Annotated in this window: 11 protein-coding genes; 6 read left to right on the top strand and 5 right to left on the bottom strand. The window is 70.1% G+C overall.

Going from position 1 to position 13,603, the window contains the following annotated elements; translation table 11 throughout:
• Positions 1 to 138 precede the first annotated feature (138 nt).
• On the bottom strand, positions 139 to 3,183 hold the full coding sequence (locus ACFWWR_RS25865) for a D-alanyl-D-alanine carboxypeptidase (RefSeq protein WP_384305538.1): 3,045 nt from the start codon (positions 3,181 to 3,183) through the stop codon (positions 139 to 141).
• 227 nt (positions 3,184 to 3,410) lie between these two features.
• On the opposite strand from ACFWWR_RS25865, the gene ACFWWR_RS25870 reads away from it, so the two are divergent.
• The 3 genes from ACFWWR_RS25870 (at position 3,411) to ACFWWR_RS25880 (ending at position 5,754) form a co-directional block, all read left to right on the top strand.
• Entirely contained in the window at positions 3,411 to 4,169 is a 759-nt protein-coding gene (locus tag ACFWWR_RS25870) for a GPP34 family phosphoprotein (protein ID WP_383863913.1), read from the top strand.
• Between the two features lie 325 nt (positions 4,170 to 4,494).
• On the top strand, positions 4,495 to 5,352 hold the full coding sequence (locus ACFWWR_RS25875) for a helix-turn-helix domain-containing protein (protein ID WP_383863916.1): 858 nt from the start codon (positions 4,495 to 4,497) through the stop codon (positions 5,350 to 5,352).
• Between the two features lie 210 nt (positions 5,353 to 5,562).
• Positions 5,563 to 5,754 carry a DUF397 domain-containing protein gene (locus tag ACFWWR_RS25880; RefSeq protein WP_217243132.1) on the top strand — a complete coding sequence of 64 codons (192 nt, stop codon included), beginning with the start codon at positions 5,563 to 5,565 and terminating at the stop codon, positions 5,752 to 5,754.
• Positions 5,755 to 5,886: 132 nt separating this feature from the next.
• Here the strand turns inward: ACFWWR_RS25880 and ACFWWR_RS25885 are convergent, their stop codons facing one another.
• The gene (locus ACFWWR_RS25885) at positions 5,887 to 6,735 is read right to left on the bottom strand and encodes a MerR family transcriptional regulator (protein ID WP_384305540.1); all 849 of its coding nucleotides are present in this window, start codon (positions 6,733 to 6,735) and stop codon (positions 5,887 to 5,889) included.
• Between the two features lie 149 nt (positions 6,736 to 6,884).
• On the bottom strand, positions 6,885 to 7,397 hold the full coding sequence (locus ACFWWR_RS25890) for a glutathione peroxidase (protein ID WP_383863922.1): 513 nt from the start codon (positions 7,395 to 7,397) through the stop codon (positions 6,885 to 6,887).
• Between the two features lie 203 nt (positions 7,398 to 7,600).
• Between ACFWWR_RS25890 and ACFWWR_RS25895 the strand changes: the two genes are divergently transcribed.
• Together ACFWWR_RS25895 and ACFWWR_RS25900 are read left to right on the top strand one after the other, a co-directional pair.
• On the top strand, positions 7,601 to 8,737 hold the full coding sequence (locus tag ACFWWR_RS25895; RefSeq protein WP_383863925.1) for a GNAT family N-acetyltransferase: 1,137 nt from the start codon (positions 7,601 to 7,603) through the stop codon (positions 8,735 to 8,737).
• 231 nt (positions 8,738 to 8,968) lie between these two features.
• Entirely contained in the window at positions 8,969 to 10,207 is a 1,239-nt protein-coding gene (locus tag ACFWWR_RS25900; protein WP_383863928.1) for a DegT/DnrJ/EryC1/StrS family aminotransferase, read from the top strand.
• 325 nt (positions 10,208 to 10,532) lie between these two features.
• Here the strand turns inward: ACFWWR_RS25900 and ACFWWR_RS25905 are convergent, their stop codons facing one another.
• Together ACFWWR_RS25905 and ACFWWR_RS25910 are read right to left on the bottom strand one after the other, a co-directional pair.
• The gene (locus ACFWWR_RS25905) at positions 10,533 to 11,513 is read right to left on the bottom strand and encodes a polysaccharide deacetylase family protein (protein WP_384305543.1); all 981 of its coding nucleotides are present in this window, start codon (positions 11,511 to 11,513) and stop codon (positions 10,533 to 10,535) included.
• 34 nt (positions 11,514 to 11,547) lie between these two features.
• On the bottom strand, positions 11,548 to 12,561 hold the full coding sequence (locus ACFWWR_RS25910; RefSeq protein WP_384305546.1) for a glycoside hydrolase family 11 protein: 1,014 nt from the start codon (positions 12,559 to 12,561) through the stop codon (positions 11,548 to 11,550).
• Between the two features lie 351 nt (positions 12,562 to 12,912).
• On the opposite strand from ACFWWR_RS25910, the gene ACFWWR_RS25915 reads away from it, so the two are divergent.
• Complete coding sequence (locus tag ACFWWR_RS25915) at positions 12,913 to 13,254, top strand: hypothetical protein (RefSeq protein ID WP_384305549.1); 342 nt, start codon at positions 12,913 to 12,915, stop codon at positions 13,252 to 13,254.
• Positions 13,255 to 13,603 lie beyond the last annotated feature (349 nt).

The raw sequence follows: 13,603 nt of genomic DNA on the forward strand, positions 1-13,603 counted from the left end.
CCCGTGGTGTCCCGTCTTCTGTTCTCGGCCGCGTCCCGTGAGCGACCTGCCCGATTCGTGACGCTAGCACGCAGCCCGCCGACCGGAACCCGGACGGGCTCCGGTCGGGGGAGAGTGCGGCGCACTTATGGGCCCGGATCAGCCGAGACGCGTCAGCTTGTCCGTGTACCCCGGTTCGGCGAGGTCCCGCTGCAGGGCGACCGGCACCTTGATCGCGCCGCCCGCGCCGTCACCGACGGTGAGCGTGCCGACCTTGGTGCCGGCCTTCGCGGTGTGCGGTACGTCGTCGGAGGCGAAGGAGAGCTTCACCTTGAAGCCGGCCCAGCCGACCGCGGTGACGTCCTTGGTGAGGACCACCGGCGTCCGACCGCCGAGACCGTCGTCCACGTACCCGACGACGTCGCCCTTCTTCAGGATCTTCGCCGAGGTCATCGCGTCCTGCGCGGCGAGCATCGCGGTCCTGCTGACGTCGTTGACGGTCTTGATGATCGGCGACTTGTGCTGGCCGAGGATCGCGCCCACGAGGGTGACGGTCTCGCCGCCGACCTCCTTGCGGGCCGCGAAGAGGAGGTTTCCGCCGGCGGCGGTCGTCGTGCCCGTCTTGATGCCGATGGCACCGTTGTAGGGGACGAGATAGTTGTAGTTGTACCACTTCTGCCCGGACGGATCGATCCACTGGCCCATGGAGGTGATCTCCATCAGGGCGGGCATCTTCACCAGCTCGTTGCCGAGCTTCACCTGGTCCTCGGCGGTGGAGACGGTGGTCTCCTTCAGGCCCGAGGCGTCGGTGTACGTGGTGTTCTTCATCCCGAGGTCCTTGGCGGCGTCGTTCATCTTCTTGATGAAGGCCGCCTCGGTGTCCGCGTCCCAACGGGCCAGCAGGCGCGCGACGTTGTTCGCGGACGGGATCATGATGGCCGTGATGGCCTGGCGCAGGGTGAGGTTGTCGCCCTCCTTGATGGTGTTGAGGGTGGACTCGCCGTCCTTGTCGTAGCCGCCCTCCTTCTCGGCGGTGGCGTCGACGGGGATGTTCGGCCCCTCCGCGCCCGACTTCAGCGGGTGGTCCTTCAGCACGACGTACGCGGTCATGGCCTTGGCGACCGACCCGATGGCGACCGGCGTCTGCTTGCCGAAGTCGCCCATCGTGCCGATGCCGTTGACGTCCATCCGGCCCTGGCCCTCGCTCGGCCAGGGCAGGTTCGCCTTGCTGCCCTCGAAGGTGTACGACTCGTCGGCGGTCAGCGTCAGCTCGGGTGCCGGCAGCGGGCGTACGGCCTGCACGATCGCAAACACGACCGCGAGCAGCAGCACCAGCGGGGTCCAGATCTTGACCCGCCGCACGATCGTACGGACCGGCGTCTCCGGAGGCGGCGGCGTGTTCGTCAGCTCCGCCAGCAGATCCAACGGCGGCCTCGGCGGCAACGGCTGCTGAGTCGTCCGCTCCGGGCCGACCTGCGGCAGCGCGGAGGTGGCATCGGCCGGCGCCGTCTTACGCGTCGCCGAGTCGTCCAACGGCTTGAGCGCGACGAACTTACTGGTCCGCTCGGCGGGTGCCTCGGGTGCCTCGGGTGCCTCGGGCGTCTTCGCGGCGTCACCGAGCTTCAGCATGGTCGTCGGCTGATCCACGGCGGGCGCGGGCGGCCGTACCTTGAAGACGGCGGTGGGCTGGTCCACGGAGGGCTTGGCGTCACCGTCGGCCTCGTCGGCCTTCCCGGACTCGGCGGGTTCGTCCGCGTCGGTGGCCTTCGCGTCCTTCGAGGCGGCCGACTTGGACCGGTCGCCCGCAGATGCTGGAGCCTGCTCGGCGTCGGCGTCGGCGTCGGCGTCGGCGTCGACACCGGCTTCCGGGCCCTCGTCGGCGGCCGTACTGGCGCCGGCTTCCGGCTCGGCCTCGTCGCCCGCCTTCTCCCCGTCACCGGAAGAGGGCCCGTCACCGGCCGCGACCTGCGCCGCACCGCCGTCCTTCGAACCGGCCTGGGGCTTCGGCGTGTCGTCGGCCTCCGGGGTCGGCTCCGAGTCTGCCTTCGAACCGGTTTCGGTCTTGGTCTCGGTCTTGGTGTCGGTCTTCGCCTCGGCGTCGGGGGTGGGCTCGTCGTCGGGCGTGGCCTGTGCCGTGTCGTCAGCCTTCGAACCGGCCTCGGCCTTCGGCGTGTCGTCGGCCTTCCGGGTCGACCCGGCCTCCGCCTTCGGCGTGTCGTCGGCCTTGGCTTCCGTGCCTGTCCCCGCCTCCGGCGAGTCCGTACCCGCGTCCGAGGCTTGGTCGGCATCCGCGTCGGTCTCGGCTTCGGCACCGTCCGGTGCGGGCTCCTGGCTCCCGGCCTCCGCGTCCTCGGCCTTCTCGTCCGCCGATGCCACCCACGCGGCCACGGCGTCGCGGAGCCGGGCGTCACCCGCCGCGCGGGCCTCGTCACGGTCGTCGGCGGCACCGGAACCGGTGTCGGCGGAGGAACCCTCGACGTCGGCGTCCTCGTCCTGCGCGTCGGCGGCGTCGCCCTCCGCCGTGGCGGCGTCCTGTGCGCCTTCCCCGGCGGCAGCCTTCGGCGCCCTGGCGTCTTCGACCCGGGGGTCTGCGGCCTGCCCGGCCGTCTTCGCCTTCGTGGCGTCCCGCGAGGCTCCCCCGGGCGGGGTCGCCTCGGGGTCCTGTGCGCCTTCCCCGGCGTCTTCGCCACGAGGCTCGTCGGAGTCCTTCGTGGCCTCTCCCGGCTCCGCCGCCGAAGCGCCGGTCGTCGAGGCGGCGGTCGTCGAGGCGGCGGTGTCGGTCTCCGGCTCGGTGGCGTCCGCGGCGTCCGCCTCCGCCTCCGTGGCGGCCTGTGCGGCCTCCCCGGCCCCGTCGGCGCCCGTGTCCCCGGTCCGCGGCTTCACGGCGTCCTGCACGGGCTCCTCGGCCCTCTCTGTCTCCTCGGCGGTCTCCGGGGTCTCCCCGGCCGTCTGCGCCTCCGCGGTGAGCTCTCGTACCGAGAACACCCTCGTGGCCGTGTCGACGCCGCCACGGGCCGTGGAGGTGGTGCCGGAGTCCCGGGCGACCGCGAGGCGTGGATCGCGCTTCTCGGGCGGTTCGGGATGCTGGGAGGACTCGGTCCTGGCCTCGGGAACCGGGCCCGCGCTCCCCGACGTCGGTTCTGCCGACGACTCGCGCTTCTTCGACCTGTCGGGGGACTCGCCCGCCACCGATGCCTCCTCCATGCGCCGCACGCGACCGTGTCCGTGCGCCTATCGAACCGTGAACCGCCGCCCGGAACACCGCTCTCCCGCGTTGTCCGAACCATGTACCAGTGTCCTGTGTGTGGGCTTGCCCGAGGCGGTAGACGAGAACGACATACCTATCGGTTCCCTCACAAAGAGGTCACGCACCCTCGACAGACCAATGTGAGAGGGGTCACCCTGTCATTCATCCACGCGGGGAGGCATGGATGGGCATGAGCCGCAGAACACTTCCGGAGGAGCTTCTGCTACTGGCGCTGGACCCGACCACGGGTACCACCGCACAGCCGCAGTCGCTCGACCTTGGTCTGGCCGGAGCGCAGCTAGTGGAGCTGGCGCTGGCCGGACGGATAGCCCCAGACGGGGATCGTATCGCCGTGGTGTCCCCACGGCCGACTGGAGATCCAACACTGGACTGCGCGTTGGAGTTGCTGCGAAGGCGTGGCGCTCCGGTACGTGCAATCCACTGGATTGGCGGGCCGCGTCTCGGGCTGCGCCAGACCTACCTCTCGCATCTGGAGCGGTGCGGCATGGTGCATGCCGTGGCGGGTCAGATGTGCGGGGTGCTGCCGACGACTCGGTACCAGGCGAGTCAGACCGAGATCAGCCGGGAGATCAGAGCCCGACTGGACTCCGCGATCCGCACCGGCGTACCGCCGGACCCGCGGACCGCGGCGCTCGCCGCGCTGGCGCACGCGGTCGGCCTCGGCAAGCACCTGTATCCGGGGAACGAGGGACGCTCGTCCCGATCCCGGCTGCGGGACCTGATCAGGCACGACCCCATGGGCGGCCTCGTGGCACACGCCGTGATGGACGTCCAGAACGGCGCGGCCGCTCAGCCGCGCCGCAACCCTCCGGCGCCGGCCGGCCGTCAGGCCGCGCCCGGAGCCAGGCCCGCACCGGAACCCGCGCGCGGCGTTCCGATGCAACCGCGCCGAGGGTCGATGGCACGCGTCGTGGCCCACTGAGCGACGTTCCACGGCGGCACCGCAGGCAGCACGATCCGCACCACAGCGCACCAGGCATCAGGGCACCACGCACCACAGGGCACCACGCACCGCAGAGCGCCGCACCGCAGTCCCCAAGACCGGTACGGGAGCCGCTGTTCCGCGCGGGGTGACGGAACCGTACGTCCGGACGACGACGCGGTTCCGCCGCCCCGCGCGGCCGTGTGTGCGGGAGCTGCGCATATCCACCGTTTCCCAGCGGTAGTAAGCACCTTGGTGGCAGTCTGCTCAACAGCAGATACGCAAAGTGGCAAGTATGAGGCACGCAGCCGGAGGTGCACGTCCCGTGGCGTCCAATGTCAATCCCACCGTCAGGCGGCGCCGACTGGGCCAGGAGCTGCGCCGGCTCCGCGAGCTCAAGGGCATGACGGCAGAGGAGGTCGCCGAGCGACTGCTGGTGTCGCAGTCGAAGATCAGCCGGCTGGAGAACGGCCGGCGCAGCATCAGCCAGCGCGACGTGCGTGATCTGTGCGGGGTGTACGAGGTCGAGGACCAGCGCATCGTCGAGTCGCTGATGCAGATGGCGAAGGACTCGCGGCAGCAGGGCTGGTGGCATGCCTTCGGGGACATCCCGTACAGCGTGTACATCGGCCTGGAGACCGACGCCGAGTCCCTCCGCGTGTACGAACCCCAGATCATCACCGGGCTGTTGCAGACCCGCCCCTATGCCGAGGCCATCATCCGGGGCGGCTCGCCGGAGACTTCGGACACCGAGATCGACAAGCGGGTGCAGGTCCGGATGCGGCGGCAGGATCGTATCGCCGCCGCGGGGGAACCGCTGCGGCTGTGGGTCGTCCTGGACGAGGCGTCGCTGCGCCGGGTCGTCGGGAGCCGCCCGGTGATGCGCGAACAGCTGGAGCACCTCGCCGAGATGTCCCAGCGTCCGCACATCACCGTGCAGGTCCTGCCGTTCGAGGTCGGCGCCCACCCCGGCATCAACGGCCAGTACTCGATCCTGGAGTTCGCGGACGCGGCCGACTCGAGCGTGGTGTACATCGAGGGCGTGACCAGTGACCTGTACCTGGAGAAGGCCCACGATGTGCAGAAGTACACGGTGATGTACGAGCACTTGAGGGCGCAGGCGCTGAACGTCGACCAGTCGACCCGGCTCATCGAGGACGTGGCCAAGGAGTACGCCCGCTGAGCCTTCGCGGCGCCCTGTGAGGGCCCTTCGGCGGCGAAAGGCCGCATGTTATACCCCGGCCAGGTCTCACTGGAAGAATCCTCTGGAATATGCCATCCGGAAGAGTGAACGACTGCTCCAGAAGAGGATGTGAGCGAGTAGCGTCGATCACGCCAACGATCAGCAAAGGTTGGCGGAAACCGAACTGCGCAACTGGCTTACGGAGCAAACATGGCAATTCTTCAGGGCGCCACGGACTCGTGGACGAAGTCCTCGTACTCCAACAACAACGGCGCCTGTGTCGAGGTCAAGTCGCCCACCGTCGCGGAGCTTGACGTCCGCGACTCCAAGGTCACCGACGGGCCGACCCTGGCCTTCCCCACCGAGGCATGGAACGCGTTCGTGGCCTCGGTCAAGGCGTAGGGAGCGGGTCTTTCTGATCCTCATTCCCAGCCGAGCGCACCACAGACAACTGCACAAGCACCACTGCAAGAGCCCTCTCGACCAGCCCGCCGTCCTTGCCGAGGGGGCTCGGCTTGTGCCCGGACGGAGCCGTCAGCGCACCGGGAACGCCACGTCGCACACCGGGTCCTCGGCGCCCGCCGCGTCCCAGTCGGCGAAGTAGACCTCCCGGCACGGCCCGTCGTATTCCAGACCCTCCCGCCGCAGCCACGCCTCCACCGCCTCGAACGCGGCCAGGATCTGCGGATGGGCCACCTGCGCCTTGGAGATCCGCGTGTAGGCGAGCCGCCGGGCCGGCTCCACCCGGACCCGGTACTCCCGCCCCCGGCCCTGCTCGGCCACCCACGCCCGCGCCGCCGTCTCGTCGGCGACCGGCACGCACGACTCGGCCGGACCGTCGCTCTCCATCGACACCTCGGAGTGGTAGACGACGAACGGCGCCGCCGTCACGCCGCCGCACTCCCGGGCCGCCGCTGCCAGCCGCCCCAGCGACCCGCCGATCCAGGCCGGCAGCTCGTCCGCCAGCGTGTGCCGGGTCTCGGTGATCACCACCTGCGCCGGTACCTCCACCGTCTCGACCACGAACTTCCCGTACATCTCGGAGCTCCTCCCCGACAGTCGTCCACGGAGGTACTCGACGAGCGTCCGCTGCCCGGCCACCCGCGCCTCGACGTCCGCCCAGTACGCGGCGAGCCGGTCGGCGCTCTCGGCGCCCGCCGCCTCGACCACCTCGGCGATCCGCGCCAGCGGCATGTCGAGTTGACGCAGCATCGCCACGAGCCGGGCGCGTTCCACCTGGCTCGCGCGGTAGTAGCGGTAGCCGCTGGTCTCGTCGACGTGCGCCGGCGCCAGCAGACCGAGCCGGTCGTACAGCCGCAGGGCCTTGGCCGAAAGCCGGGCCCGCGCGGCGAACGCGCCGATGGTGAGCAGGTCCTCGTCCACTCGGGCAGCCCCTTCTCCGGCTCGGTTCAGCTCCGGCGCGCGCCCCTTCGGCTCACTCGCCCTCCGTCGCCGGGCGGCTCTTCCACCCGGCGACGAGGACGCTCCACCCTCCCCCAGGGGCAAGGTCAACCAGGCCCCGGGGACACAGGTCAGCCGGCCAGCTGCGCCTCAACGGCCGCCACGACCTCGGCGGCCTCCGGCTCGGTCTGCGGCGAGAAGCGGGCGACGACCTTGCCGTCCCGGCCGATGAGGAACTTCTCGAAGTTCCAGCGGATGTCCCCGCTGTGCCCCTCGGCGTCGGCGAAGCCGACCAGGCGCTCGTACAGCAGGTGCCGGTCCGCCCCGTTGACCTCGACCTTCTCGGTCATCGGGAAGCTCACGCCGTACGTCGCCGAGCAGAACTCGGCGATCTCCTCGGCGCTGCCGGGCTCCTGCCCGAGGAACTGGTTGCAGGGCACGCCGAGCACGGTGAGGCCGCGCTCCGCGTACTGCGCGTGCAGCCGCTCCAGGCCGGTGTACTGCGGGGTCAGTCCGCACTTGGAGGCCACGTTCACCACGAGCACGGCGCGGCCGGCGTACTGGGCGAGGTTCGCGGAGCCGCCCTGGAGGGCATCGATCTCGACGTCGAGGGGGGAAACACCGTTGCTGTCTACATTCGTCATGCCCGGATGCTAGCTCCGCGGGGTGACGCCCCGGCGACCGGTGCGCAAGGAACCGCTCGGACCCGCCCACCCGATCCGCACCCATCCGTTACGACCGGCACCCTTGACAGGGTGCGTACTGTTTCGCGACTTTTGATCCTTGGGGCAGGACGCGGTCGACGCGTCATGGGGGAAAAACAGGGGGGCGGTCGCCCGTGCGAGCCATGAGCAAGGTCGAGGCGGACATAACGATCCACAGACCCGAGGAGCTGAGCGCCGAGCTCCGCGAGGCCTGGCACCGGGCGATGGACGAGTCGCCCGACTACGCGAACCCGTTCCTGGCACCGGAGTTCGCGGCCGGTGTCGGCATCCACCGCGGCGGGGCGGCCCGGGTGGCGGTCCTGCACGAACAGGGGGAGCCGGTCGGCTTCCTGCCGTACGAGCGGGGCGCCTTCGGCGTCGGCCGGGCCATCGGTCTCGGCCTGTCCGACTGCCAGGCCCTCGTGCACCGCCCCGGCGTCACCTGGGACGCCGGGCAACTGCTGCGGGCCTGCGGGCTGTCCGTCCTCGAGTTCGACCACCTCGTCGAGGAGCAGAAGCCCTTCGGCGGCTTCGTCACGGGGATGTTCGCCTCACCGGTCCTCGACCTCAAGGACGGCGGCGACAGCGGCTACCCGGAGTGGCTGCGCGCCACGTACCCGGGGCTCGCCAAGACGACGCTGAAGAAGGAACGCCGCCTGGGCCGCAACGTGGGCGAGATGCGGTTCGTCTACGACGAGCGCGACCCGCGGATGCTGCGCCGGCTCATGGAGTGGAAGTCCGCCCAGTACCGCAGGACGGGCCGGATGGACCGGTTCGCGCGCCCGTGGATCGTGGCCCTGGTGGAACACCTGTTCCACGTCCGCGAGGAGCACTTCACCGGCATCCTGTCCGTGGTGTACGCCGGGGACCGGCCTGTCGCCGCGCACTTCGGCCCGAGGTCGCGCACCGTGTTCGCCGCCTGGTTCACCGCCTACGACCCCGACTTCCACTACTACTCGCCCGGCCTGATCATGCACCTGCGGATGGCCGATGCGGCCGGCCGGGACGGTGTGCGGCTGATGGACATGGGGCGCGGTGACAAGGAGTACAAGGACTGGCTCAAGACCCGCGAACTGCGCGTGGGTGAGGGGTTCGTGACCCGGCCCCACCCGGTCGCGGCGGCCCACCGGCTGTGGCGCCGGCCGGTACGCGGCCTGCGCAACACGGTCCTGGCCCATCCCACCCTGCGCGAGCCGGCCGACCGCCTGCTGAAGACGGTCGGCACCCTGCGTACGTCGGCACGCCCCGCGCCGGGCCGGGCGGCACCGCGCCCACACTGAGCGGACGACCGGTCCGCCCACTCCTTTTCCCACGCCACCGCGTCGTCCGGCGACGGTGACGACGAGGGTGGCTCCGCCCGCGCGCACGTGAGCACGGGTGCCACCGCTCGGGGCTCTCTCCTGCGCCCCTCACGCGACTGTCAGGCGCCTTTCAGGGCCCGCCACGGGCGGCCCCACGACGAACTTCTTCAACGGCCCCTCGCAGGGGCCCCTTCGACGGAAGAGGTGACGATGCCGATGCCGTACGGATCCCGGCTCGCCGCGACGATGACCCGGCGACTGGGACGGGAATGCGTCTACACGCCCTCGGCACGGCTGGCCCTGTACCTGGCGCTGCGGCGCTGGTGCCGGCCGGGCGGGCGCGTGCTGATGTCGCCGGTCAACGACGACGTGATCCTCTTCGTCGTCCTGGCGGCCGGGCTGCGCCCGGTGCAGGCCCCGGTGTCGGCCTGGGACGGCAACATCGACCCGGCCGCCGTACCGGAGTCCACCTGGCGGAACCTGGACGCGGTCCTGACCACGAACCTGTACGGCATCCCGGACCGGGTCGGCGAACTGCGGCGGCGCTGCGAGGCGTTGGGCATCCCTTTGATCGAGGACGCGGCCCACGCGATCGGCACGCACGTCGAGGGGCAGCCGATCGGCACCTTCGGCACGGCGGCCGCCTTCAGCCTCTCCAAGCACGTGGCGGCGATGGCCGGCGGCTTCCTCGCGGTGGAGGACGCGCGCACCCGGCGCGAGATGGAGCTCCTGCGCGACGACCTCCTCGAACCGACCCGGCTCCGCGCCGACCTGGCCGCGGCCCTGCGCCCCCTGGCGCGCTCGGCCGTCCGCACCCTCCATCTGGTCCGCCCGGCATGGCGCACGATGCAACGCCTGGGCCTCCTCGAACGCGACGCCTTCCGGATGGCCCTGCACGCCCCGCGCCTGTCCGCCTCCGCCCTCCGGGCGCCGAGCCTGACCGCGTACGAACCATGGGTCCGCGTCGACCTGCACGACTTCCGCACCCGCCACGGGGCCCTGGTCCGCGGCCAGTTGAGCCTGCGCATGTCCCGCCTCGACACCAACCTCACCCACCGCAGGGCCGGCGTCGCGCTCCTGTCCGGCACGGCCTGGGCCTCCCCGGCCCTGCGCGACCGGGCCGCCCACGAGGGGCCGTTCCCCCTCTTCCGTGCGCCCCTCCTGGTCGACCACCGCGACGCCCTCGTGGAACGCCTCGTGAACCACGGCATCGTCTGCGGCTACATCTACGACCCCCCGCTCGACGACTACGCGGGCGCGGAGTTCGTGGACCCGTCCCCCGACCCGGCCCCCGCCCGCTGGTTCGCCTCCCACGTCCTCCCGGCGGACCCCCTCCTCGCCCACCGGGTCACCAGCGCCCTGACCAAGGAACGAGCGACGACGGCCCGTCCGCCGACACCGGCCCCGATCCCCGACACCAGGAAGCCTCCGACGCCGCTGGGGCACTGAGGTCGCTTGGGGCAGTGAGGTCGCTTGGGCAGTGAGATCGCGGGCGTGGCGGCGCTGTTCACCGGCGGCGGTTCCGCCCTACAGCCCTCTCCCGAACCAGAACGTCAGTTCCCCGCCGGAAAGCGACCGCACGGCCGAGGCCCACGACACGACACAGACCACCCACACTCACTCCCACGCACCAGAACACCTTTGAACCCACTCCAGAGTCAGCAGCTCCAAACCCCTTCGGCGAGCGAGGCACCGGCCTGACCCTCGTGGTTCTCACAGGTGTGGCGCGGCGGCCGTGGGCCACCGCGCCACACGTGCTTCGGGTGTTCGGTGATCAGGTCGTGCTGCAGGAGACCGTGGGCCAGGTCCAGTTGCCGTTGGTCTGGATGGTCACGCCGAAGTTGTTGCCACTGCCGTTGGGTCTGGCGGTCAGCACCTGGGCGCTGGGGTAACTGGCGTTGGTGTTCCAGGTGGAGAGGACCTTCGCGGGGGAGGGGACGTTCATCGTCACGGTCCAGGTGGTGGAACCGGAGACCGAGACGTTCAGGTTGTACCGGTCGCTCCACTGCTGCCCGGCGGACAGCGTCGCCGTACACCCGCTGCCACTGCCACCGCCGGTGCCTCCACCGTCGGGTGCCACGGCCCGGCCGGTCTGCGGCGAGATCATGCCGACGCACAGGCCGCGACCGGCCAGCCCCTGCGCGATACGCGGGATCGCGGCGAGCGTGTTGGCGGACCAGTCGTGCATGAGCATGATCTGGCCGTTGGTGAGGCGCCCGGCGGTCTGCACGATGGCGTCGGTACTGGCGCCGTTCCAGTCCTGCGAGTCGACGTCCCAGATGATCTCGGTCAGGCCGTACTTGGCCTCGACCGCCTTCACCGTCGTGTTGGTCTCGCCGTACGGCGGCCGGAACAGTTTCGGAGTGCCGCCCCCGGCGCCCGCGATGGCCTGCTGGGTCCGGGAGATCTCCGAGTCGATCTGCGCCTGGCTCAGCTGGGTCAGATGAGGGTGGCTGTAGCTGTGGTTGCCGACCCACATGCCGGCGTCCACCTGGGCCCGCACCTGGGACGGGTTGGCGGCGGCGTGATTGCCCTGGTTGAACATCGTGGCGCGCAGCCCGTTCTGCTTGAGCGTGTTGAGCAAACTCGGTGTGTTGCTCGACGGGCCGTCGTCGAAGGTGAGCCCGACGTACCCGGTGCAGGCGGCGGCCCGGACGGGGGCGGCGCTCACCGTGAGGGCACTTGCGGCGGCCGTAGCGACGACGGTCAGTGTCGTGACGAGGGAGCGTAACGAGAGACGCGGTCCGGCTCTCATAGGAAGTGGTCCTCCAGCCTCGGGTGTCGGGGGGTCAGCTCGGAGTGCAGGAGACCGTGGGCCAGGTCCAGTTGCCGTTCGGCTGGACGGTGACGCCGAAGTTGTTGCCACTGCCGTTGGGTTTCGCGGTCAGCACCTGGGCGCTGGGGTAACTGGCGCTGATGTTCCAGGTGGAGAGGATCTTCGCGGGGGAGGGGACGTTCATCGTCACGATCCAGTTGCTGGAGCCGGAGACCGAGACGTTCAGGTTGTACCGGTCGCCCCACTGCTGGCCGGCGGACACGGTCGCGGTGCATCCGCTTCCGGTGCCACCGCCACCGGTGGTGCCGCCCACCGTGATGTTGGAGCTCCCGCTGCTCTGGTATCCCTCGGTCGCGAGGATCATGTAGTAGTTGAAGCTGCCGAGGGTCATACCGGCGCGGGCCCAGGCGTCGAAGTGGTTGCCGGTGGTGATGGTGCCGCCCGTCCTCTTCGACTGCCGGACGCTCCAGTACTGATCGAAGGTCCGAGTCCCCTCCACGGACGGGGCGTTGTAGCGCGTCGTCCTGTAGATGTCGTACGTACCGCCGTCGCTGGTGACCGTGCCCATGTGCGTTCCGGTGGGCCGGTAGGTGCCCCAGTTGTCGACGATGTAGTACTCGACGAGCGGGTTCGACGTCCAGCCGTAGAGAGTCAGGTACGCGTTGCCGGACGGGTTGAAGGTGCCCGAGTAGGTCACACTCCTGCGCCCGCCGGTGCTCCAGCCCTTGCCGGCGACGAAGTTCCCGGTGTTGCTCCAGGAGGTGCCGTAGTTGCCCCCGGAGCCCAGGTTCATGGAGACCGTGCCCGGTGCGTCGGTCCAGAACGAGTAGTAGTAGCCGTTGTTCGTGCCCGTCTGGTTGGTGTTGATGACCGTGTCGGCGTGAGCGGTGCCGGGCATGGTCAGCGCGGCCACGGCGACCATCGCTATGGCGCAGGCGCTGCTGATGAGGAGCCGGAAGCGACTGAGTGGCCGCGGGCGGCCGTTTCTGCGGGGCGTCGAGTGGGCGGGTGCGGGTGCGTCGTTCATGTGCGTGTTTCCTCCTCGTCCTCGTGAGGCCGGTGGGGATCAGGCAGCGGGACACGACCCGGACAGTGACTGGGCCCTGCCAACGGCGCCAGTGTTGGTCTGGGCACGTCAACTGTCAACTATTTCGGCAATGATCGCGAAACATTCGAAGAGGGCGGGGCCTCCTGGTGAGCATGTACTCCCTGTTCAGCGACTACGGACGATACGTCTGACGGAGGGAGGCCACCGAAAGGCCCGTGCGTGCGGTCAGTAATTGAGGCTAGATCGTCGAAAGTTTCGACAGCCTTCGGGCACGGTTGCCATGGTTGCGGTACTTCGCCGCTGTACCGCAGGATGCCGAGGGGGGTGGCTGTGGAACGGAATCTTTTGGTGCGGTTGCTGGCCGGTGACGACGAGGCATCCGTGGCTGCCCGGGCTGCCCTCCTCGATGACGCTGCCTACGTGGTGTGGGACGGGACTTGTCCCGCCGAGTGGCATGCCCGGACCTATGCGCGTCGACTTCGGCACACGCGGCGGAAGGGCATCGAGACCTTAGGGCTGGAGCGAGCGGTGCGACTCCTCGGCCGGCATGACCAGCCTGTCCGCCTTGGCCAGGTCACAGCCGCCGACGGGACCTGGCTCTTCATGCTCGTCCTCGCCGAGGACGGCGGCGAACTCGTGGCCTGTACCGGCGTACGGCAGGCGGGCGAGTGATCACCGCTGCAGGAGCAGGGCTGCGGGGCTCGGCCGGTGGGCTACGGGCCTCACGTCCAAGGCGCGAGAGACGGACGCGCCCGCGAGTCACCTTTGCGGACCGCCACCGTTTGTGACCCCTGGATCAGGCGCGGCCGTTGCACGTGTTTGTCTGGTCGGCCAGTCGTCGGCGAGAGCAGGTGTTCCGGCGAGGTGGAACCCGGACCGCGTTCTTTCCGTCTTCCCCCGTCGGGCGGGCTGCTTTTTGTGAGGAAGGAAGTGGCCTCGACCGGAAGGCGGCGAGCGAAAACCACCCTGACCCAACTAAATCTAGAAAATCGGCCGAAAATTGAGACATATAGCATCGCAG

Origin of the sequence: Streptomyces sp. NPDC058678 (assembly GCF_042714835.1) — a bacterium.
Classification (GTDB): Bacteria; Actinomycetota; Actinomycetes; order Streptomycetales; family Streptomycetaceae; genus Streptomyces.